Origin of the sequence: Aureimonas populi (assembly GCF_017815515.1) — a bacterium.
Lineage (GTDB): Bacteria > Pseudomonadota > Alphaproteobacteria > Rhizobiales > Rhizobiaceae > Aureimonas > Aureimonas populi.
This window is the reverse complement of record NZ_CP072611.1, coordinates 3,181,519-3,202,487: the sequence shown is the minus strand read 5'-3', so window position 1 is coordinate 3,202,487 and position 20,969 is coordinate 3,181,519. Positions and strand designations below refer to the sequence as shown.

18 protein-coding genes and 1 pseudogene are annotated in these 20,969 nt (G+C 62.5%); 12 read left to right on the top strand and 7 right to left on the bottom strand.

What is annotated here, in order from left to right; all coding sequences use genetic code 11:
* Positions 1-40 precede the first annotated feature (40 nt).
* The 5 genes from J7654_RS15160 to J7654_RS15140 all read left to right on the top strand — a co-directional run bounded on the left by J7654_RS15160 (position 41) and on the right by J7654_RS15140 (position 5,598).
* The gene (locus tag J7654_RS15160) at positions 41-1,336 is read left to right on the top strand and encodes an RsmB/NOP family class I SAM-dependent RNA methyltransferase (RefSeq protein ID WP_209736704.1); all 1,296 of its coding nucleotides are present in this window, start codon (positions 41-43) and stop codon (positions 1,334-1,336) included.
* On the top strand, positions 1,333-1,785 hold the full coding sequence (locus J7654_RS15155) for a TspO/MBR family protein (RefSeq protein WP_209736703.1): 453 nt from the start codon (positions 1,333-1,335) through the stop codon (positions 1,783-1,785). Before J7654_RS15160 ends, J7654_RS15155 begins: the two co-directional genes overlap by 4 nt.
* A 23-nt stretch (positions 1,786-1,808) precedes the next feature.
* Positions 1,809-2,429, top strand: a complete 621-nt coding sequence (locus J7654_RS15150; RefSeq protein WP_209740602.1) for a 5'-methylthioadenosine/S-adenosylhomocysteine nucleosidase — start codon at positions 1,809-1,811, stop codon at positions 2,427-2,429.
* A gap of 41 nt (positions 2,430-2,470) precedes the next feature.
* Positions 2,471-4,027 carry a glutamine-hydrolyzing GMP synthase gene (gene guaA / locus J7654_RS15145; RefSeq protein WP_209736702.1) on the top strand — a complete coding sequence of 519 codons (1,557 nt, stop codon included), beginning with the start codon at positions 2,471-2,473 and terminating at the stop codon, positions 4,025-4,027.
* A 221-nt stretch (positions 4,028-4,248) separates the two neighbouring features.
* A complete protein-coding gene (locus tag J7654_RS15140) occupies positions 4,249-5,598 on the top strand; it encodes a tyrosine-type recombinase/integrase (protein WP_209736701.1) in 1,350 nt (449 codons plus the stop codon).
* Positions 5,599-5,641: 43 nt separating this feature from the next.
* On the opposite strand, the pseudogene J7654_RS15135 reads toward J7654_RS15140, so the two are convergent.
* Positions 5,642-5,830, bottom strand: a pseudogene (locus J7654_RS15135) (helix-turn-helix transcriptional regulator); the annotation flags it as partial.
* Between the two features lie 130 nt (positions 5,831-5,960).
* Positions 5,961-8,939 carry a Ti-type conjugative transfer relaxase TraA gene (traA, locus tag J7654_RS15130; protein WP_209736700.1) on the bottom strand — a complete coding sequence of 993 codons (2,979 nt, stop codon included), beginning with the start codon at positions 8,937-8,939 and terminating at the stop codon, positions 5,961-5,963.
* 181 nt (positions 8,940-9,120) lie between these two features.
* Between traA and J7654_RS15125 the strand changes: the two genes are divergently transcribed.
* On the top strand, positions 9,121-9,447 hold the full coding sequence (locus J7654_RS15125) for a conjugal transfer protein TraD (protein ID WP_209740600.1): 327 nt from the start codon (positions 9,121-9,123) through the stop codon (positions 9,445-9,447).
* A gap of 1 nt (position 9,448) precedes the next feature.
* Entirely contained in the window at positions 9,449-9,715 is a 267-nt protein-coding gene (locus J7654_RS15120; RefSeq protein WP_209736699.1) for a conjugal transfer protein TraD, read from the top strand.
* Positions 9,716-9,835: 120 nt separating this feature from the next.
* On the opposite strand, the gene J7654_RS15115 is transcribed toward J7654_RS15120, so the two are convergent.
* Positions 9,836-10,543 carry a helix-turn-helix transcriptional regulator gene (locus tag J7654_RS15115; protein WP_209736698.1) on the bottom strand — a complete coding sequence of 236 codons (708 nt, stop codon included), beginning with the start codon at positions 10,541-10,543 and terminating at the stop codon, positions 9,836-9,838.
* 114 nt (positions 10,544-10,657) lie between these two features.
* Here J7654_RS15115 and J7654_RS15110 point away from each other — a divergent pair, with 114 nt between their 5' ends.
* The 5 genes from J7654_RS15110 (at position 10,658) to J7654_RS15090 (ending at position 13,164) form a co-directional block, all read left to right on the top strand.
* A complete protein-coding gene (locus tag J7654_RS15110; RefSeq protein WP_209736697.1) occupies positions 10,658-11,041 on the top strand; it encodes a VOC family protein in 384 nt (127 codons plus the stop codon).
* 77 nt (positions 11,042-11,118) lie between these two features.
* A complete protein-coding gene (locus tag J7654_RS15105; RefSeq protein WP_209736696.1) occupies positions 11,119-11,457 on the top strand; it encodes an antibiotic biosynthesis monooxygenase family protein in 339 nt (112 codons plus the stop codon).
* An 18-nt stretch (positions 11,458-11,475) separates the two neighbouring features.
* A complete protein-coding gene (locus J7654_RS15100; protein WP_209736695.1) occupies positions 11,476-12,348 on the top strand; it encodes a sigma-70 family RNA polymerase sigma factor in 873 nt (290 codons plus the stop codon).
* Between the two features lie 32 nt (positions 12,349-12,380).
* Positions 12,381-12,596 (top strand): transcriptional regulator domain-containing protein, encoded by a 216-nt coding sequence (locus J7654_RS15095; protein ID WP_209736694.1) that lies wholly within the window; start codon positions 12,381-12,383, stop codon positions 12,594-12,596.
* A 46-nt stretch (positions 12,597-12,642) separates the two neighbouring features.
* Entirely contained in the window at positions 12,643-13,164 is a 522-nt protein-coding gene (locus J7654_RS15090) for a DUF2285 domain-containing protein (protein ID WP_209736693.1), read from the top strand.
* Between the two features lie 81 nt (positions 13,165-13,245).
* On the opposite strand, the gene J7654_RS15085 is transcribed toward J7654_RS15090, so the two are convergent.
* The 4 genes from J7654_RS15085 to J7654_RS15070 are packed head-to-tail and all read right to left on the bottom strand — an operon-like array spanning position 13,246 to position 20,843.
* Complete coding sequence (locus J7654_RS15085) at positions 13,246-16,254, bottom strand: type I restriction endonuclease subunit R (protein WP_209736692.1); 3,009 nt, start codon at positions 16,252-16,254, stop codon at positions 13,246-13,248.
* Entirely contained in the window at positions 16,251-16,967 is a 717-nt protein-coding gene (locus J7654_RS15080; RefSeq protein ID WP_209736691.1) for a TIR domain-containing protein, read from the bottom strand. The genes J7654_RS15085 and J7654_RS15080 overlap by 4 nt, the downstream gene beginning before the upstream one ends.
* A gap of 10 nt (positions 16,968-16,977) precedes the next feature.
* Positions 16,978-18,816: a restriction endonuclease subunit S gene (locus J7654_RS15075; protein ID WP_209736690.1), complete on the bottom strand. Its 1,839-nt coding sequence runs from the start codon at positions 18,814-18,816 to the stop codon at positions 16,978-16,980.
* Complete coding sequence (locus tag J7654_RS15070) at positions 18,813-20,843, bottom strand: type I restriction-modification system subunit M (protein WP_209736689.1); 2,031 nt, start codon at positions 20,841-20,843, stop codon at positions 18,813-18,815. The genes J7654_RS15075 and J7654_RS15070 overlap by 4 nt, the downstream gene beginning before the upstream one ends.
* Positions 20,844-20,969: the final 126 nt, after the last annotated feature.

Sequence of the window (20,969 nt, the reverse complement as noted above, 5' to 3'; positions counted from 1 at the left end):
TCCGAAACTACCAAGCGAGGAAACGGGGGCTGAAGAGACCATGCGACTTGGAGGGCGGATCGCGGCTGCGGTCGAGGTGATCGAGGATATGGACGCGCGCCGCAGGCCCGTGGCCGACGCGCTGAAGGACTGGGGCCTGGCGCATCGCTTCGCCGGCTCGGGTGATCGGGCGGCCATCGGCAACCTGGTCTACGACGTGCTGCGCCGTCGCCGCTCCCTGGGCTGGCGCATGGGGGCGGAGGATGCGGCCAGCCTCGTCTTCGGCACGCTTCTGGATGGCGGCCGGGACGCCGGCGGCCTGGCGGGGGAGCTGGAGGGCGACCGCTTCGCACCTGCCTTGCCGCCGGAGGAGCGGATCGAGCGGTTTCTCACCGCCGATGTCGAATGGGCGCCAGCGGCCGTCCAGGCGGACGTGCCGGACTGGCTGGTTGAGCCGTTGCGCGCCGCGCTGGGCGAGGAATGGATCGAGGAAGCGCGCGCCTTCTCGGCCCGGCCGCCGCTCGACATGCGCGCCAACCGGCTGAAATCCTCGCGCGAGGCGGTTCTGGCCGCGCTCGCGCCCTTCGGCGCGGCGCCGACGCCCATCGCCCCGCAGGGCCTGCGCATCCCGCCGATCGAAGGCGAGGGCCGCCATCCCAATGTCCAGGTCGAGGGCGCCTTCCAGACCGGGCTTTTCGAGATCCAGGACGAGGGTTCGCAGATCGCCGCCGAGCTGTGCGGGGCGCGGCCCGGCGAGGCGGTGCTGGACTACTGCGCCGGCGCCGGGGGCAAGACGCTGGCGCTCGCGGCGGCCATGGGCGGGGAGGGAGCCGTCCACGCCTTCGATTCCGACCGCCAGCGTCTGGCGCCGATCTGGGAGCGGCTGAACCGCGCGGGCGCCGCGAACGTCACCGTCCACTCTCCGCGCGACGACCTGTCGCCGCTTGCGGACGCCATGGACCGCGTGGTGGTGGATGCGCCCTGCACCGGGGCCGGCACCTGGCGGCGCCGGCCGGACGCCAAATGGCGCCTCGGCGAGAAGCAGCTCCTGCGCCGGCAGGAGGAACAGGACAATGTCCTGGACGCCGCCTGCCGTTTCGTACGCCCCGGCGGCCACCTCTTCTACGTCACCTGCTCGCTGTTGCGGGCCGAGAATGCCGAACGCGTGGAGGCCTTCCTCGCCCGGCATACCGGCTTCGCCCTTCTCGACGCGCGCCTTCTGTGGGCGGACCGTTTCCCGCAGGCCGGGCCGCGCTATCTGGCCGAGGAGATCGGGGAGGGGGCCGTCCTCACCCTCACGCCGCGGCGCACGGGCACCGACGGCTTCTTCTTCGCCGCGTTGGAGAGACGGGGATGAGCAGGAAATACGGGGTTCTCGCGCTGTTCCTGGTGGTAAGCGTGGGCGGCGGGCTGCTGATCGGCTCGCAGACGCAGACGGCGGGCTGGTATCGCTCCCTGCGCAAGCCCGCCTTCACCCCGCCGGACCTCGCCTTCCCCATCGCCTGGACGATCCTCTACGTGCTCATCGGCTTTGCCGGCTGGCGCGTCTGGCGCTCGCGCAACCGGCCGGCGCTGGCCGCCTGGGCGGGGCAGCTCGCGCTGAATTTCGCCTGGACGCCCGTCTTCTTCGTCGCCCACGCCATCCTGCCGGCGCTGGCTGTCATCCTGACCCTGCTCGGCACCATCTTCGGCTTTCTCGCCACCACCGCCAGCCGCGACCGCGCTGCCTTCTGGAGTTTCGTGCCCTACGCGCTCTGGGTCGCCTACGCCACGCTCCTCAATGCCTCGATCTGGTGGCTGAACTGAGCACCGGTGGCCATGCGCCGGTCATGCTCGCCGGGCGGCGCGTCCTGTTCGTCATGGCCGCGCCGGCCGAGTTCGGCCCCGCCCTCCAGGCGCGCGTCCGCCCGCTGATCACGGGCGTCGGCCCCATCGAGGCGGCGCTCAACACGGGCATCGCGCTCCAGCGGCTGGCCGTTGCGGGCCAGGCCCCCGATCTTGTCGTGTCGATGGGTTCGGCCGGCTCGCGAACGCTGGAGCAGGGAGCGATCTATCAGGTCTCGTCCGTCTCCTGGCGCGACATGGATGCCTCCGCGCTCGGATTCGCCAGGGGCGTGACGCCCTTTCTAGACCATCCGGCCGAGATGGCGCTGCCGGTTCTCCTGCCCGACATGCCGGCCGTGCGCCTTTCGACGGGCGGCAATGTCGTGTCCGGCGCGGGCTATGACGGCATCGACGCAGACATGGTCGATATGGAGACCTTCGCCATCCTGCGCGCCTGCCAGACATTCGGCGTGCCGCTCGCCGGCTTTCGCGGCGTTTCGGACGGCGCAAAGGAGCTTGCCCACTACGACGACTGGGCCAGCCTCCTGCATGTGATCGACGAAGGGCTGGCCCTCGTCGTGGACCGCCTTGCCTCGGCGGCTTCCGGCTTCGCTTCTTCCGCCTGAAAGAGGCTTGCAAATTGCGGGCCTTGGGGCAAAAAGCCTCCATGACCCAGCATCCCGACACCATCCTCATCGTCGACTTCGGCAGCCAGGTGACGCAGCTTATCGCGCGGCGCGTTCGCGAGGCGGGGGTCTACTCGGAAATCGTGCCCTTCCAACTGGCCGAGGAAGGATTTGAGCGCCTGAAGCCGAAGGCGGTGATCCTCTCCGGCTCGCCCGCTTCCACCATCGAGGAGAACAGCCCGCGCGCGCCGCAGGCTATCTTCGATTCGGGCCTGCCCGTTCTGGGCATCTGCTATGGCCAGCAGACCATGTGCGCGCAGTTGGGCGGCAAGATCGAGGGCGGGCTGCACCGGGAGTTCGGCCGTGCCTTCGTGGAGGTGCAGAAGGCTTCGCCGCTCTTCGACGGCATCTGGGCGGAGGGCACGCGCCATCAGGTCTGGATGAGCCACGGCGACCGCGTAACCGCGCTGCCCGAAGGCTTCGAGATCATCGGTGCCTCGCCGGGCGCACCCTTCGCGGCGATCGCCGACGAGCAGCGCCGCTTCTACGGCGTCCAGTTCCACCCTGAGGTGATGCACACGCCTGACGGGGCCAAGCTCCTCTCCAACTTCGTCCACAAGATATCCAGCCTGCCCGGCGACTGGACGATGGCCGCCTTCCGCGAGCAGGCGGTGGCGGAAATCCGCGCCAAGGTGGGCGATGGAAAGGTCATCTGCGGCCTTTCGGGCGGCGTCGACTCCTCCGTGGCCGCGATCCTGATCCACGAGGCAATCGGCGACCAGCTCACCTGCATCTTCGTGGATCACGGGCTCCTGCGGATGGGGGAGGCGAGCCAGGTCGTCGGCATGTTCCGCGACCACTACAACATTCCGCTCGTGCATGTGGAGGCGCAGGACCTGTTCATCGGCGCGCTGGAGGGCGAGAGCGACCCCGAGGTCAAGCGCAAGACCATCGGCCGCCTCTTCATCGAGACCTTCGAGGCCGAGGCCGAAAAGCTCGGTGGCGCGGACTTCCTCGCGCAGGGCACGCTCTACCCGGACGTGATCGAGAGCGTCTCCTTCACCGGCGGCCCCTCCGTCACGATCAAGAGCCACCACAATGTCGGCGGCCTGCCCGAGCGGATGAACATGAAGCTCGTGGAGCCGCTGCGCGAGCTGTTCAAGGACGAGGTACGCGAGCTTGGCCGCGAACTCGGCCTGCCGGAGCAGTTCGTGGGCCGCCACCCATTCCCCGGCCCCGGCCTCGCCATCCGCTGCCCCGGCGGCGTGACACGCGAAAAGCTCGACATCCTGCGCCAGGCGGATGCGATCTATCTCGACGAGATCCGCAAGGCCGGCCTCTACGACGCCATCTGGCAGGCCTTCGCCGTGCTTCTGCCGGTGCAGACCGTCGGCGTGATGGGCGACGGGCGCACCTACGAATTCGTCTGCGCGCTGCGGGCCGTGACCTCGGTGGACGGCATGACGGCCGACTTCTATCCCTTCGACATGGACTTCCTCGGCAACGCCGCAACCCGCATCATCAACGAAGTCCGCGGCATCAACCGCGTCGTCTACGACGTAACATCAAAACCGCCCGGCACCATCGAGTGGGAGTGAATTAAGGTCGTTTCAGACCGTCTCGCTCCGTGCCGAAAATCGCACCAACTCTTTGACTGACAAGGATTTTTCTTCCTACCCCGTATCACTGCATGTCACCCCAGCCGAGCCACTTTGTTGGTATCGATGATGGTATGGCGCAGGATGGTCGAGAAACGGGCTTCCGGTACCAACAGCGCCTGTTGATGGTATCCGTTCGCCCCCTGACCGGATGCGGATTTATGAGCGAACTCACTGATAAACAACTGAAAAATCTGAAGCCAAGGGCCAAGCTCTACAAGGTGGCGGACCGCGACGGGATGTATGCGGCTGTCACCCCAACCGGGGTCATCTCGTTCCGGTATCAGTACCGGGTGAACGGGCGGCAGGAGGTCTTGACTATCGGCCGGTATAGCGCCGACGCGGCGCGCAAGCTGACACGGGCGCCCGCCGCGCTGGAATACGGAATGGAGGTATCGCTTGCGGAGGCGAGAGCGCTGCTGGCGCGGGCGCGGCGTCAGGTCGAGCGGGGCGAGTCCCCGTCGAAAGCCAAGGTGGAAAAGCGCACCGCGTCAGCCGCAGCGGTCACGTTTGGCGGGTGGGCGGAAGCCTATTTCAAGCACAAAGCCGATCCCAAGTCGGGAGCCGAGAAACTGGCTGACAGCACCTTGGCGATGCGCCGATCCGTCTATAATCGCGCCATTGCGGGAGATTTGTCGAAGCTCAAGCTGGCGGAGGTGACGCCACAGCGTCTCAAACGTCTGTGCGACGAGGTTAAGGAGAAGCGCGGGCCGGCCGTCGCCGTGCATGTCCGCGAGGTCGTATTGCTGGTGTTCCGCCATGCGCAAGGAAGTGGGCTGGATGTGAGCAACCCGGCCGAGTCGATTCGCACCAGCGCCATCGCCACTTTCGAGCCGCGCGACCGCGCCCTGTCCCCGTCAGAGGTCCGCGCGGTCCTGACGGCGTTGGATCATGTGGCGGCGGCTCCCACGTTACGTTCGGCGGTGAAGTTTGTCCTGCTGACCGGCGTCCGTAAGTCGGAGTTCATCGATGCAACATGGAAGGAAATCGACTTCGCCGCCGCGCGGTGGACTATCCCGGCCGAGCGCATGAAGGCCGGCAAAGCGCATATCGTCCCGCTGAGCGATCAGGCGCTCGACATTCTGACGGCGTTCCGCACCATGTTCGGTGCCAGCCGATACCTCCACCCCGGCCGATATGACGGCGATACGCCGATCAGCAACGCCACGCTCAACCGCGTGATCGACACGGTCGTGGAGCGCATCCGGGAGACTGATCCTGATTTTCAGAGCTTTGGTGTTCACGACCTGCGCCGCACGTTCTCGACCGGCCTAAATCGCGCCAAGTTCGACGATCGTTGGATCGAGATGAGCTTGGCCCACGCGCCCCGGAACCGGATCGCGGCCGTCTATAATGTGAACCGCTACCTCGCCGAGCGGAAGATCATGCTTCAGTGCTGGGCTGACATGCTCGACGCTTGGGTGAAGGGGGAATCCGCAAAAGACCTGATCGCCGACGCGAAGCGACGTGCCGCCGAGGTCCACGACGACGAACTGGACGACGATCTCTGAACGCGTTGTCTCTCGCGTCCAGTCTGTCAGGCGTTGTCATTGGTGGCCGCCAGCCGGCGGGATCGGCGATCCAGCGGTCGATGTCGGATTCATGCCATCCCGCGCCGTTGGTGCTGATCCTGAGCTGGGCGGGAAAAGTGCCCTCAGCGATCTTGCGGTAGATAGTGGAACGGGACAGGCCGGTGCGGGCGAGGACGGTCTTCAGGCGGACGATACGGTCTGGTTCACGCATGGTTGCGCTACCTCCTGCTGGTTGTTTCTGACGATTGCAGAGACCAGTGAGAGCAACGAATTATCGTTGTGCAATAGATATTTAGCTGGCGTAGTGCTGTGGCGTAGAATCGGCGGTAAAAAGGAAAATCCTACATGCCGATCCCGAGACCCCGGCCCCTGCCGAGGCCGTGGCTGAGGGCGAGGTCGCGACGGATTCCCACGCCTGATTCGAACGAGATGCCGAGGTCTTTCTTGCGGCCTTCGAGCAGGGATTCGAGCTGCGGGTCGCGCTTGAGGCTGGCCACCATGTTGCCCATCTCCACCCGCGCTGGCCTGTAGCCGGAATAGTCGCCCGCCGCATACTGGCGCTCGCCGGTCTGTTTGAGGTCGCGAAAGCGTTCGACAAAGCGGTCGGCGCGGCGCTCCGGGCTGGTGCGAATCTCCGTTTCCAGTTGCAGGGCTCGGATGGCGCGATTGACCTTGCCCGATCCCGCCTCATCGGCAAGTCTCTCATCCTTGGCATAGGCCGCTTCCGCGTCCTGCCAGCCATAGGGCCGCACCGCGTCGAATGTTCTGCGGGCATCGACCAGTTCATCCCACTGCGCGGGGCTTGCCTTGCTCCCGGCATCCTCGGCGTTGAAGACTTGGCCAACGGCATGGGCATGACGAATGAGCGCCATTCTGCGGGCGTGGCGCATGGCATCCTCCGAATCTATTCCGGCATCCCGCGCCACCGCCCCGATCTCCTGCCTTATCTCCCTGCCGGCCGTCTCCCTTTCCGGCCCTTCCGCGCGGTCGCCGGGCGCGCGCACGTTGAAAGTGATGCCGTCGATCCGGTCGAGGGCATTGCCCGGCGCGCGTGAATGTTCAACCGCGACATCGCGCTCGCGGACGGTGATGCCGCGCCGCTCGGCGTAGCTCTGCGTCGGGTCGGCGCGGTCGTAATCCGTCGCCATGTCCTTCGACCTGTCACGCGATAGGGTGCTGACGAGCTTGTCCTGCGTGGCGAAGTCCTCACGGCCATAGTGCAGGTCCGTGCCGTCACGGTGCCGTGACAGGGCAACATAGCTGCCGTGGGCGTCCATGCCCGGTGTCGCCAGCACATGCGTCCGGTCCACGGTCATGCCCTGCGCCTTGTGGATGGTGGCGGCATAGCCGTGGTCGATGCGGTCGTAGTCCTTGAGGTCGAACCTGACGCCGCGCCCGTCATCGGTGCGGACCGACATGGATTGTTCGCTGACCTCTTCGATGGTGCCGAGCGTGCCGTTCTTCACACCAAGTCCGCGCTCGTTTTGCAGGAACATCACGCGATCCCCGCTGGCGAAATCTCTCGCGCCCCGTTCGACCGTCACGCGCATGTCCTCGCCCAGATCGCCCGCCGCCCGCATTCGGTCGCGGGCGGCCTCGTTCAACTCTCGCACCTCGGCATTGGTGTGGGTGAGGATGATGCGGCTGCTGTCCGGTGCGGCCTGCCGGTCGCGGTCCCAACGGTCGATTAGATCGTCGCGCGCCTGCTCGCGGGATGCGGCCTCATGCACCATGTCGTGCACGTCATAGGCGCCGATCGCCGCGCCGGTCCTGCCGCTTGCCAGATCGCGCGTGGCGTCGCGCTGCCAGTCCTCGCGCTGGCGGCGCACCTCGCCGATTTCCGCGCCGCCGTGGCGGTCATGGATCGAGCGGAAGGCTGCGCCCGCCTCGATGGATTGCAACTGCTGCGGATCGCCAACCAGCACGACCTTGGCCCCGGCCTCGGCGGCATGGGACAACACGCGCTCCAACTGCCGCGTGCCGACCATACCCGCCTCGTCAATGACAAGCACATCGCCGGACGTGAGCATGTCGCGCCCGTTCTTCCAGCCGTGTTCCATGCTGGCGATGGTGCGCGATGCGATACCCGAGCCGCTTTCCAGATTCTCGGCGGCGATACCGGACAGGGCAACGCCGCGCACCTCGAAGCCTGCCGCCTCCCATGCCTCACGTGCCACGCCGAGCATGGCGCTCTTTCCCGTCCCGGCATAGCCGACGACGATGCCGAGATCGCGCCCGTCCGTGACATGCGCCAGCGCGTCGGCCTGCTCGCCCGAAAGAACAAGGCCGCACTGCTCTGCGCGCGCAAGTGCGGCCTCTCTGTCCCTGTCGCTGACCTCATGCAATTCCTTCTCGGCCATCAATTCCGCCGCGCGATGCAAACGCTGTTCGGCCTCGATCATCTCGCGGGTGGTGAACCGATCCTCGCCGCGTCCGTCTTGACCGAGTTCGACCAGGTCGGGCGAGCCGCGCATCGCGCCCATGACCTCGTTGAACTGGTCGATGCCGTCGCTTTGGCGATGGGCGAACTTCGCCATGTCGCGGCGGGTGAAGGTTGATTGCTGCTGTGTGATCGCGTCCAGCGCCACGGATGGATCGGCGATGATGCGCGCGCCGTTGTTGCGGGCGATCTCCCGGTGCATGTCGGCGCGGTCGGCGGCCTCGATGCCTTCGCCCTCGATACGCTGCGCTGGTGCGCCGATCTGGCTCTGCGGCTCAAGCCCGATGCCCTGCGCTTCAAGGCTGCGATGGTCGATACGGGCGTCGATGTCGAGTTCGGCCAGCCGCTCGTTGACATGCTCGGCCCAGCGTTCGCGCCAGCGCTCGATCATCTGGGTCGCATTCCAGTCCCGCACCTTTTTGCCGAACCCGTCTTCATCGACTTCGCGCATGGTGAGCATGACATGGGCATGGGGTTTGGGGCTTCCGTCCTCGCCGATGTCCCAATGTACGTTGAGATCGGCGATCATGCCCTGATCGACGAATTCGCCCTGCGCGAAGTCGCGGGCAAGCTCGATGCCCTGCGCCTGTGTCATTTCGCGCGGGATTGCGAACTCCACCTCGCGCGCAAGCTGCGCGTCTTTCCTGACCTCGAACGCCTCGACATCGTTCCAGAGCCGTTCGCGGTCGCTCCATTGCTCGGGTGCGCTCTCCGGCAACAGCACCTCGGAATGGACGACGCCGCGCTTGTTGGAGAAATCCTGCACGCGGTCGATGCGTTCGTCGCGCATCCGCGAGGCAGAGCGATAGGCGGCAGAGGCTACCGCGCTCGATCCGGCCTTGCGGCCAATGACCTTGACGTGAAGATGATAGATCGCCATAGCGATCAAGCATTGCCATGGCCAAGCGCACGTCGGAACGACGTATAAGCGCGCCCTCCCTCGAAAAATTCTCGGGATGGACCAACCCGTGCCAGACCGTCCCGGCAACATTACAGCATTCGGTGAAGCGCTCAACTATCATCGCGGCATCAACCACTTGCGACCGGGAAAGGACACGATGATGCGCAAGCCACGGGACTTTGATGCGGAATTGAAGGCGTTGGAAGACAAGGCGCTGGAACTCAAGATGCGCAAGGTGCAGCAGCTTGGCGAACTGGTGATCGCCACCGGGGCGGACAACCTCACTGTCGAGGAACTGGCCGGTGCGCTGGTCGCGCTGGCCGAGACGAAAGATGCCGGAAAGAGGGAGGCATGGGCGAAACGCGGTGCCGCGTTCTTTCGTGGGAAATCACGGCGATCTGCTCCGGCACCTGACCGCAACGCTGGCGGCGCTACGACGCAACCGGGCAGCGCGCAACCGGCTTCAGGCGCAACGGGCACGGAATGATATGCGAAGCTGGCAGGTCGAGCGCCGCAAGCGCACACGCCACCTCATCGAACTCGGCGGCCTCATGGTCAAATCGGGCATCGTGGACCTGACAGGCGACGACCGCGCCCCGATCTACGGCGCGTTACTATGGATGGCCGACAAGCTCACAAGCGAGGACGGCGAACGGGCGCGGGAACTGTGGGCCGGAAAAGGGAAAGAGGCGTTCGCGGCCGAACAGGAAACCAAAACGCCAACGACATCGCACCCGCAGCAGGATCGGCCGTGACCGATGGCGGGCGGCGCGGAGACATCAAATATCGCAGCGCCGCCCGCCATCGCGCGGCAACGCCGCGCAAAGACGACGAAAACGAAGCGGGACAAGCAGGAAATGTGCCTTTGTGGCCGGTCATTGAGCGGCAGTTCGCGCTTCCTCCTCCGCGATCATCTGCGCAACGAACTCTCGTAACAGAGGAACCCTGTGCGGCCGGAAACTCTCGCCGGTCGCGGTCGCCTCGGAAATACGGTCGATCCTGAATCGGCGGAAGGCGTTGCGCTCGCAGCATCGTGCCAGCAGGATGAGAGCACGTTCCAGATAGACGATGGAGAGCGGCCAAATTTCCCGTTCCGTCTGCTGCCGCTCGCCATCAATATAGACGATCCTCAGCACCTGTTCCTCCCAGCACACCCGCCGCAGAAACGGCATGTCCACGGCAGGTTCTGCTGGCGGCGAGGGCTTGTAGATGCGGTTGACGGCATGGACCGCCTGCAGTTGCAATCGCTCGGGCAGAGTGGCGGTAATTTTGGCGAAAGCGGTTTCGGCTGCCCTCGCCAGTTCCCTGTCGCCGGCATGTCTAACTTCGCCGAGACCGAGCACCAGCGCCTCGATCTCGGTGCGCGTGAAGGTCTGCGGCGGCAGGGCCATGTCCTCGACCAGCCGATAGCCGAACCCGGTTTCGCCGTCGATGGTGGCGCCCGCCGCGCGTAAGCCTTCGATGTCGCGATAGATGGTGCGGATGGAAACGCCGGTTTCTTCCGCCAACCGCTCGGCCGTGACTGGCGACGGCAAAGTGCGGAGGGTCTGGAGCAAACGCAAAAGCCGGTCGCTGCGTGCCATTGGAAATGCCCTACTGCCGATTTTTGTCAGTAAGGGTAATCTATATTCCTATGCGGCTCCATAGCCCGTCTGCCACGAGGCAGGCGCACCCTCCGAAGCAGATCAGGAGAACCGATGACTTTCCGTCCAAGCAGCCTCATTCTCTATGTCGATGACGTCGATGCCAGCACGGCCTTCTACAAGGCAATTCTGAACGCCGATCCCATCCAGACCTTCAAGGACTTTTCGGTCTTCGCCCTGAGCGGGGATTTCGTGGTCGGCTTGCAGTCGAAGCACACGATCGACCCCAAGCCGCAACCGGCGTTCGGCGGCTTTGAGATTTCCATGAGCTACGCGACAAACACCGAAGTGGACGACCTCTATCGCGAATGGAAAGCAAAGTGCATCGCCATGGTGCTCGAACCGACCGTGCTGGATTTCGGCTACACCTTCGTTGCAACCGACCCGGACGGCCATCGGCTCCGCGTCTGCGCCACCGACACCACCAACGTCACCTGAAACACGCGCGGCGTGTCACATTTCCGGGGCCATCGTTGTCATGTCTTTCGTAACGGCAGTTCCCGAAGGAGATGACGATGGCCGACAAGACGACAGCGACGATTGACTCCCAGGCAGAGCGCCTGACGCTCATCAATGTGTATGAGGTCGAGCCTGCAAAACAGGCCGAGTTGGCGAAGGCTCTCACGGAAGTGACCGAAAGTACGATCCGACATCAGCCCGGCTTCATCTCGGTCAGCATTCACAGCAGTTTCGACGGCCAGAAAGTCGTCAACTACGCGCAATGGGTGTCGAAGGAGCACTTAGAGGGCTTCATGAAGAAGCCCGAGACGCAGGAGCAGCTCAAGCAATTCGCCGGGTTGGCGAAGTCCGTAGCACCCAGCCTCTACAGGGTGAACTCGGTTATCGCGGAGTAACAACAGAACGGTGTTGGAATGAACGACATACAGTCAGAACCCTCATTCGCCGATTTGCGACCGCGCCTTGTCCGGCTGGCATATCGGATGCTGGGATCGGTGGCGGACGCCGAGGATGTCGTTCAGGATGCCTGGGCACGGTGGCTGGCGACGGATCGCGATGCGGTGCGTGAACCGGCTGCCCTGCTGCGAACCATCGTCACACGCCTTTGCCTCAACGAGTTGAAATCCGCCCGGCGTAGGCGCGAGACCTATATCGGGCCATGGCTCCCCGAGCCCATATTTGACGACGGGGAGCCAGACGCCGGCGACGATATCACGCTTCCGCTGATGATCGCGCTGGAACGGCTGTCGCCACTGGAACGCGCCGCCTTCCTGCTCCATGACATTTTCGGCATGAGCTTCGATGATGTAGCCAGCGCCATCGGCCGCGAACCGGCGGCATGCCGCAAGCTCGCCAGCCGGGCGCGGGAGCATATCCGGGCCGCCCGGCCGCGTTTCGCGATGACGAAGGAACATGGGCTGGAAATTGCCGCCGCGTTCTTTGCTGCATCCCGCAATGGCGACATGGGCGCGCTGCGGTCGCTTCTGGCCGAAGACATTACCGCCTGCACGGATGGCGGCGGCAAGGTTCCGGCCTCGCCGCGTCTGCTGATAGGCATCGCCGAGGTCATGGCGCGGCATGTCCAGCTGGCGCAGGAGTTCAGCCAGTCGCCGTCGCTTCTCATCCGCTACGCGGTCATCGACGGACTTCCCGGCTTCATCAGCATCGAAGGCGGTGGGATCGTCCAGACCACCGCGCTGCTGATCGCGGAAGACAAGATCGTCGCCATCTATATCACCAGAAACCCGGACAAGCTTCAGCACTTGGACGGCGTCTCAATGCAGTGAGCCGGAAGGCGCGGCATGGAGGGCGCGACGCCATGCTGAATATCGAATGGTGGCACCATGCGGCCTACGGGTACATATGGCAGCTTGCCGCTTCCGGTTTCGCTTGGGAATATCTGCGCCGCAACGACGATTATCGCCATGACTACCAGACGCTGGCGCTGGCCCGCAGGCAGGACGCGGAACAACTGGAATCGTTTGCGGACCGCTGGGGTTTGCTCTTTCCCAAGCGACCCCGACACGGCGGCTGATTTGCAAGCTCCGCTCTGGTCGCCGCGCGTGCATCCGAATACCTTCATGCTGTTGCCTGTCGCGCATATAACCGACGCCAGTGGTCCGACGATCAAGCTCGCCCATCTCGACGGCTTCGACCTGCGCCGCGCGGCCGATGGCTGGCACGGCGTCTGGCGGGCCGATGGCATCGCGCATCAATTGTGGCTGCCCCGTGCCGCTCCTGACACCACGGCTTTCTACGGCACGTTCCTGCCGTTGGATGCCTTCTACGAACTGCGATCACATGCCGCCCGGCGGTTCTGGCGCTCCGTCGAAGGCCGCCGACCGGGGCCGGAGTTTCGGGTCATGCCCGACCAGCTCCGGCAATGGCACATGCTGTCGCTACGCGCCCTGGATGCACGGCTGCACGGCGCGAGCTATCGCACCATCGCCGAAGTGCTGCTCGGATTCAGCGGCACCAAGCAGGATTGGGAAGTCGATCCGCGCAAGAACAAGGCCCGTCGCCTCGTCGCCCACGGCATCAAGATGATGCGGGGCGGTTATCGTCTCTTGTTGCATTATCCCATAAAACCCGACGCTCAATGAGTGCGCCCGGTTTTGGCACGGAATCGTCGGACAGGCGGCTGCCCTCCATCGCGTGGCAACGCCGTGCAAGAGCAACCTGTATCAGGGTATTTGTGTTTCGCGCACCTCGCGCAAGGCCCGGCTGAAGAGGTGGTTGAAGATGCGATCGCGATCTTCTGCATTCGTCATGATGATGCTTTGAAGGCTGCTGTCGCGCTGATATTGCTTGATCGTCTCTTCGAGAAGGCGGCGCACGAAGGTCGGGCGGGAGACATCGGGCGGATTGTTCCGCAACACCGCCGCCATTTCCTCATCAAGCGCCTTGCGCTTCACCTGTTCGAGGCGGATGAAATCCTCTTCCGTGAACTGCGTCCCGTGCCGGTCATTGAAGGACCGGACAATCTCCGAAAGAGCCTTCGCTTCATCTTCAGTATAGGGCTTGGCCCCAAATTCACTGATCGCGGTGAGCGGCACGGTGTCGCCCGCTGCAAGCGACGCGGAGCCAACTTCTTTCTGTTGAACGCGGAAAGCGCGCAGGCGCAGCATTTCATCCGTGATCTCGACTTCCGGCGGTTGTTCCCGATTGGGCAACATCCGGTCCAGCCAGTCGGTGTAGGCATAGAGCTTTTCCAAGCTGGTATCTCCCAGCCGGACAATTTGCGCGACGAAGCTGTAGAACCGCTTGTAGCTTCTCAAAAGCTGCCTGAACTCTTCCTGCCGGCCTTCGTCGTCCTCGGCTTCAAACCGCGCCACGGCGTTGCGGACCAGAGATTCCAGCGTTACGCGATCCTGAGTGGCCAGCGTTCCCTTGAAGAAGGTCGTGGCAAATCGCTCGATCTCGCTGCTGTCGAGATAGCCGAACGTACGGATGCGCGTCTCCAACTGATAGATCTGGTTCTTGTCTGAAACCGCTTCGAGGCTGGATACCTCGTAGAAGGGGCGGAACGCTTCCTTGATATCATCCATCGTGTTCTGGAAATCGAGGATGAAGGTTCGTTCCTTACCTTGGTAAATCCTGTTCAGCCGGGACAGGGTCTGGACCGCCTGCAACCCCGCCAGCTTCTTGTCGATATACATCCCGGACAATTTCGGCTGGTCAAAGCCGGTCTGATATTTCTCCGCGACGATGAGGATTTGATATTCCGGGGTATCGAAGCGCTTGGGCAACTCGCTTTCGCCGAATCCGTTCAACTCAGCCTCGGTGTAGGTATTGCCATCGACGTGCAACTCGCCGGAGAAGGCGGTGAGCGCCCTGAGGTCGCTATATCCCTTGTCTTCGATGTAGGTCTTGAGCGCGAAATAATAGCGAAGGGCGCTTTCCCGGCTTGAGGTCACGATCATGGCCTTCGCCTGGCCATCCAGTTCCGGCCTGACATGGCGCTGGAAATGCTCGACCATCACCTCGACCTTCTGGCTCAGGGCGGTCGGGTGCAGGGCCGCGAACCGTGCGACTTTCCGTTGCGCGCGGCGCGTATCCAGTTCGGGGTCATCGTCGATAGTCTTTTCCAGGGCGTAATACGCCTTGTAGGTCATATAGTTCTGAAGCACGTCCAGGATGAAACCCTCCTCGATTGCCTGCCGCATGGAATAGAGGTGAAACGGATGCGGGAGGCCGTCCGTGCCGGTCGAGCCGAAACGCTCAAGCGTGACGTTGCGGGGCGTCGCCGTGAAGGCGAAGTAACTGATGTTCGCCTGCGGGCCACGTTGGCGTTGGTATTCCGCGATCAAGACTTCGATCTCATCGGGCGTCCCGGCCTCTTCATCGCGGCTGAGGGCGTCGCTTAACGCCTGGGCGCTCTTGCCGGACTGAGAACCATGCGCCTCGTCGATCAGCACGGCGAACCGCCGCGTTCCCTGTCCACTGATGACGCGAAGATGCTCGGTCGAAAACTTCTGGATCGTGGTGATGATGATCTTCGCCTGCCCCTCGATCGCCGCCTTCAACTGCCGTGAGGTTCCGTCGATCTTGCGGACGACGCCGGGCGTCTGCTCGAACTGGGCAATGGTATTCTGAAGCTGGCGGTCGAGAACGACGCGATCCGTCACCACGATCGCGGTGTCGAAAATCGGCTGGTCGGACGGATCGTGCAGCGTCACCAGCCGATGCGCCGTCCAGGCGATCGTGTTGGATTTTCCCGATCCCGCCGAATGCTGGATCAGATAGTTGTTGCCACTACCGTTGACGCGGGCATGGGCCAGCATTTTCAGAACCGCGTCGATCTGATGGAAACGCGGAAAGATCAGCGCTTCCTTGCCGTTCGTGCCGTCGAGGTGGAGAAACCGCCCGATGATATCCAGAAGGATTTCGCGGGAGAAAATCGCCCGCCCTTCGGGCTGGTCGGCCCAGAGATAGGCAACGCGAAACTCCCCGTCGACATCCGGGTTACCCGCGCCGCCATCATGCCCACGATTGAAGGGCAGGAACCGGGTCTTGCCGTTCTGTAGGCGGGTGGTCATGGACACGTTGTCCTGATCCACCGCGAAATGGACCAAGGCCCCTCGCTTGAACGTCAGCAGAGGTTCATTGGCGGGCGCTCGATCATGGCGATACTGGCGCTCGGCATGACGGAAATTCTGGCCGGTCAGGGTATTCTTCAGTTCCAGCGTCGCCACGGGCAAGCCGTTGACGAACAATCCCACGTCTATAGCGTTCTCGTTCTTCGCGCTGTAGCGGAACTGATTGATGACGCTGAGGATATTGCTCTCGAACAGTGCCACCAAAGCCGGGTTGACGCCGGACGCCGGTTTGAAGGCGGCAAGGAAGAACTTCAGGCTTGGAACCAGCTTCAGCCCGTTGCGCAACACATCCAACGTGCCGCGCTGCTTCAATCCCTGCTCAAGCTGCTTGAAGAACTCGGTTTCGGCGGAAGGACCGTAATGGCCTTCCAGCTTCGCCCATTCGTCAGGTTGCGTCGCCTTGACGAACTCGATCACCAGGGTCTTGTCGAGCGCGGAGGCGCGGTCATAGTTCTCGGGACGGCGCGAACGATAACCTTGGTGTTCCACCAGCGCCTTGCACAGATGAACCTCCAGCACTTCCTCCCGGTGGACGTTGTCTTCGTAAAATCCCTTGGCGTAAGGGTGGGAGATAGATGGCTGTTCGTAATTCATGCTGACGCCGCCGCAATCTTGGCTGGGTCGATCTGAAATCCACCTCCTTGGAGGCGCTGGGCTAGTTTTGGGACGATCTCGCGCACATGGTCGTTGAACTCAATGTAGAGAATTCCGTTCGCATCTGACGGCAATTCGAGCGCTCCCTTTTTCAGGATCACCATGCGTGCGCGACCGAGCGCCGCCATGATCATTCCCATTTCAAGAATTACGTTCTGTCGAGCGCGAGGCTGTCTGTCCGCTTCGCCTTTCGTCTTTGGGTAGCCGAAGTCATCGGGCGTCAAAAGAACGATGCCGAAGGCAGCTTCTTCGTAGATATGCTGCTCCAGCGCCTCAATGATCGTCTTGCTGCCTCCGTCTGCATTCTGAAGGATAAAGGGCTGAAGCCCAAGGCGCATCAACACCAATTCAAGCTGGTCGCGGGCTTCTCGATCATGCCCATGAACAAGGAAAATCTTTGCGGTGGCCGTGGTGGAGACTGGTTTTGGCGTAATCGGAGCACCTGAAGCACTCGCGAGCTTATCGCGAAAATCATCCGGGTTTTTACCCTGAATCTGCACGGTCCCCTTTGAAGGCCACCAGTTAAGTATTTCGCCAGTCTTGGCCCGGTAGCAGTGCAAGCCGTTTTCGGGCCTTTCCGACCACTCTCCGGCCAATCCGCAGGTTTCGATCAATGCCTTCAGCTCTTCAATGGTCCCATGGAATTGCTTCATCGAAATCACCTCACACGAACAAGCGTCCAGTTGTTGTTCTTGGCCCTTGGCCGCGCGGAATCAGGTTACGGCGTCTCATCCATGCAAGCCAAATGTTCAAGTCGGCGGCGGTGAACTTCTCGCCCTTCTCTGTATGCCACTCGTGCAGCACACCGTTGATGATCGCTGCGTCGTCAGGTGTTTCGCCGTCAATCAAGGCGTCGTTCCAGACAGCGTAGAGCGTGGCGACAGCTTCGGTTGCGCGGCGGTCAAGGTCGGCGAGCATAGCGATCAGTTTGCGTAGCGCCTCGGCCTTGGAGCCTAACAAGGTGGCAAGTTCAGCTTTGTGCTGCCCAGCCTTCGCGAGCGGCGAATAAGTAACGGCGGTGCCAGTTCCATCCGTCTGATTGGCTCGATAGTAGCCTGCGGCTTCAAGGCTGCGTTCCGTTTCTTCTCTCAAAGCACGGTCGAGCGGCCCCGCTGCCTCGCGGAGATAGTTCCCCCGAAGCGCGTCGATGCCGAGATGCGTTTCGGCAAGGTAGGTGATCTTATGCACCTTCACTCGCGCGCGCTTCGGATTGTCGGGTAGTCGGTGGATGATCTCCGCTCCAACGACGAGGCGGAATCTGTCCCGGTCTGACGTGGATGTAACGGCCGGCAGATTTTCGCGGATGTCGATCTGGCCCGCGACGGCTGCGGTAATGAGGGCGGCGCGGTGTTCTCTCAGCAGGGACAGCGATTGGATAATGGCCTCGCGGCCGTCTTCAATGCACTTTCTTACTGTCAGATAGGTTCCGATGGCCTGATCCTGAATCTCAATCGGCGGCACGAGAAGGCGGAACGTGCCGATTGTCTCACGATTTATTTTCGGCATCGCCACACGCATGGACTCAGTCGTTGCCCAGTCGGTGAACTTTCGTGAAAGAAGCTGCATCAGCAGGAACATTGGCCGCAAACGTGCGGCAGGAATGATGGGATACATATCCGCGCTACACAGACCTGCGTGAGGCACAATGCACGCTTTGGCCAAATTAGGTCTGATCTTACTGTATACAACGGTGTCAGCAGGGAACGCATATTTCCCACTATCTGCACCCTGCTCGCGAGCTGTTTCGGTGTAGAGGAGGCGCCCGGTTCCTTGCTCAATGTGATTTGGAGCGACAAGTGGGAGATCAGCCCAGTCGGGGTCGGTTGGATCAACCTGACCATTCGGGATTCTGCATATCCACTTGAATGGGACGAGTTGACCCGGCGTGGCCGTCCGCGCTCCAAAAGTCAAATCGTCAAGCCAACTGGCTGATTTTTGAAGAAGAAGTTCGACTTGGCGCTCCTTCTTCGCGATCAGCTTGTCGATGCGGGCGGCTTCGCGGTCGAGGAAGGCGGCAATGGCCTTCTGGGTGGCGAGGTCGGGAAAGGGAACCTTGATCGCCGCAAGAGCCGAAGGGTTGATCGCTGGATAGCTCACGCCCGTTGATCGGGCCTCTACGTCTGAGACAAAGGCATTTGCTTGGCAAAGCCGATAGAGATAACCCGCATCAACATCGGCGTTCGGTCGAAGCACGGCGAAGCCGGTGGAGACGATTGCACCGTTATGGGTTTCGTCGATCCTGGCGACGGCCTTGAGGTATGTTCGGACGGTGGAAACGATCACATCGCCCGAGCGGACTGGCTTTCTCGCCCTGCTCGGCGCAGTTTCAAAGCGCATTGTCTCCTTGTGGCGCACACCGTCTTCGAGCGTAACGCCTCCAATGTCGATATAGTCGAACTCGAAATCCGGGTTTGTATCCTCGGACAACACTTCGGGATTGAACCGCGCCAGGTATTTGAGCGGCCTCAGTTCCGTTGTCTCTTTCGCTGACCAGAAGCTCATCCCGCCACCTCCTTCAAGAGGTTGGCGATGTCCGTCTCCAGCGTCTTTAACTCGGCGTCGATCTCCGCCAGCGGGCGCGGCGCGACATAGCGATAGAAGTAGCGGTTGAAATTGATCTCATAGCCGACGCGGCCCACGCCCTTGTCGGCGTTATCCCGATAGGTCTCGTCAACCCATGCGTCCGGCATGAACGGCGTCACCTCGCGGGCGACATAGTACTTCCAATCCGTCTTGAGCGGCACAAGCTCATGGTCGCGCAGTTCCGGGTCCGGCTCCGGCTTACCGTCGCCATCGAGGCAGATGGCGGCAGTTTCGTCCCGCTCCGACAGCGCGGAAAGGATGGCTTTTCTGACCGGTGCGCCGATCTTCACGCCCGCGCCCTTGAGCGCCTTGGTCAAGGCCGCCTCGAATGCAGGGCGTTCCTTGAACAGGGTGGTCGGCAGACGATTGGCGATGACGTTCAACACGTCATCCTGGTCGGCAGGGTCCAGCTTCAGGAACGCCTTGGCGAGCTTCAGCCGCTCGATGCGTTCGGGGCTGGACTGGAAATTCAGCCGGAGCGGCCGCTCGACCCTGATCTCGCGATAGCCAAAATCAGTGGCGTCGAAAATCTTCGACACCGCGCTCCACGGCCCACCCCCGTTCGCCATCTCGTGGAAGATATGCGTGATGGTCTCGCGCCCGTCGTCGCGGATTTCTCGGCGCTTCGAGCCAAGGCTCTTGCGCATGGGTGTCCAGAACCGTTCGCCCGACGCGTCGATGAGTTGGACCTTGTCGCGCCGCTCCCGCTCCTTGCGGTTGGTCAGCAGCCAGACATAGGTTTGGATGCCGGTGTTGTAGAAAAGATCGGTCGGTAGCGCGACGATAGCCTCGATCCAGTCGTTTTCCAACATCCAGCGGCGGATTTCGCTTTCGCCCGATCCGGCCCCGCCGGTGAAGAGCGGCGAGCCGTTCATGACGATGCCGATGCGCGAACCGACCTCATCGGTCCGCATCTTGGAAATCATATGCTGGAGAAAGAGAAGCTGGCCGTCCGAGATGCGCGGCAGGCCTGCGCCGTAGCGGCCGTCCTTGCCCAGAGTCGCCTCCTCCTCCCGGATCGGCTCCTGATACTTTTTCCAATCCACGCCATAGGGAGGATTGGACAGCATGTAGTGAAAGCGCCGGTCCTTGTGGGCATCCTGCGTCAGCGTGTTGCCGAAGGCGATGTTTTCCGGGTCGTGGCCCGTCACCAGCATGTCGGACTTGCAGATGCCGAAGGACTCGCCGTTCAGCTCCTGGCCGAAAAGCTCGACGCGGATATCGGGGTTGAACTCCTTCAGGGCTTCCTCTGCGAGCGCGAGCATCCCGCCTGTGCCGCACGCCGGGTCGTAAATCTGCCGGATGATTCCTTGGCCCCGGAGTTTTTCATCGTCGTTGACGATGATGAGGTCCACGATCAGCCGGATCACCTCGCGCGGCGTGAAGTGCTCGCCAGCGGTTTCGTTGGAGATTTCCGAGAAGCGGCGGATCAGGTCTTCAAACAGATAGCCCATCGCCAGCGTGGAGACGGCTTCCGGCCGCAGGTCGAGCGCGGCGAACTTCTCGAACACCTTCCATAGGATGGTGGCGTCGGCGAGCCGCTTCAGTTGGTCCGTAAAGAGGAACTTGTCGAGAAATACATCCCGAACCGAGTCCGAGAAGGCCGTGATGTAGGCAATTAGGTTCTTGTGAACGTCGCTCGGGTTCTGCGCCCTGATTTTGGCAAATGTCAGCGGGCTGGTGTTGTAAACGCGGATGCCACCACCGATGGCGCCATACAGCATCATATCGCGGGTTTGTTCGTCGATGCCGGGCGGCAATCCGGCATGAGCCTTCAGGACGGCATCTTTGGTGGGTTCGAGGATGCAATCGAGGCGGCGCAGAACAACAAAGGGCAAGATAACCTTGCCGTACTCCGACTGCTTGAAGTCACCACGAAGGGTTTCGGCAATCTGCCAAACAAAATTCGATAGAACTTTCGCCTTCGATGCTACGGCCTGATCCACGCAAATCACCCACCCTTTGGCCGATTCGCGCGGAAGTGAGCATCGGGACGACGATCGCCTCGGCCCGACCGGACTTAACGCATTCTACAATAGCGCGCCAATGCTTAACAAGCCGGAAATGTCAAG